The 1221-nt window shown below is 71.2% G+C and carries 1 protein-coding gene; it reads right to left on the bottom strand.

Features of this window, described 5'->3' with window-relative positions:
* Positions 1-1012 (bottom strand): ImmA/IrrE family metallo-endopeptidase (locus AB0O00_RS40305; RefSeq protein WP_363659630.1); only part of this gene is annotated, 1012 nt, incomplete at its 3' end.
* Positions 1013-1221: the final 209 nt, after the last annotated feature.

Below are 1221 nucleotides of genomic sequence, written 5' to 3'. Positions count from 1 at the left end.
AGAAGTGGAAGCCGGTCGCGGACTGGCGCTTGGAGACGTTGCCGGCGCGGTCGACCCGCACGAAGGAGAACGGGACGCCGCGCAACCGTGGCCGTTGAAGGGTGCTGAGGCGGTGGCAGACCGTCTCGTAGCCGACGCCGAAGTGGTCGGCGAGGTGCTCGATGTCGTAACGGGCGGACTCCGCCTCGGCGTAGAAGGCGGGGTACGGCAGGACGAGGGCGGCGGCGAAGTAGTTGGCGAGGCCGATCCGGGTGAGCGCGTGGGCGGCCGAGCCCTCGGGGTTGTCCTGGGCGGCGAGTTCGGTGAGCAGCGGGTCGCGTTCGAGGTAGGCGAGCTGGGTGGCCATCCGGAAGGCCTGCTGACCGGGGCGCAGGCGGTCCGACAGTCTCAGGATCCGCGTCTGCGGGTCGTATTGGTGGAGCTGGTCGCCGCCGGTGGCGATCCGGACGCCGTGGACGGAGGTCAGCCGGTCGGCCAGCGCCGTCCTGACCTCGCCGCGCCGGAGCCGGATGTCGCTTGCCAACTCCTCGGCAGCAGTGTCGAGTTCGTTGATGTAGTTCTGGCGGCGGTAGAAGAACTCGCGGACCTCTTCGTGCGGTGTGAGGGCGGCTTCGGCACCCGGTCCGCGGTCGCCCGCGAGCACGGCGAGTTGCTCGGCCATCGTGCGGCGCCCGCGGCCCAGGTCGGTCAGCAGCCTTGCCACGGCGGGCAGCCGGGCGGCGAGCTCGTCGAGGTCGCCCGGGGTGATGCGGCCGGCCGCGAGGTCGTCGCCGAGGGAATCGCGCAGCTCGGCGGTGAGGCGGGCGCTGTCCGGCGGGGCGAAGTACCCGGCCTCGACGCCGAAGGCCTCGGTCAGGCGGAGCAGGACGGGGACGGTCAACGGGCGGGCGTCGTGCTCCAGTTGGTTGAGGTAGCTGGGCGAGAGGTCGACCAGCCGCGCGGTGGCGGCCTGGCTCAGTCCGCGTTCCTCCCTGAGCCGGCGGAGTCTGGCGCCCGCGAACGTCTTTCCCATCGTCCCGGTTTCCCTCCGCGTCGGCGATCGGCCTGGTGCAGGCAGCCTAGTCGGAACGGCCCAGGGGCGATCTTCGCAGACTTCGCAGATTCGCCGACGAGGCTTCGCAGAAGTTGGCGCGGCGCCATCGGTGACGGCGATGCCGGAAGCTGCCAGTGAATCAGGAGCGCGCGGAACGCGCACACGGAAACAGAGACACACCAGGACGG

The organism is Kitasatospora sp. NPDC093558 (genome assembly GCF_040683475.1).
In the GTDB taxonomy this organism is placed as follows: domain Bacteria; phylum Actinomycetota; class Actinomycetes; order Streptomycetales; family Streptomycetaceae; genus Kitasatospora.
Note: the sequence above shows the minus strand (reverse complement) of the source record. Positions and strands in the feature narration are given on the sequence as shown.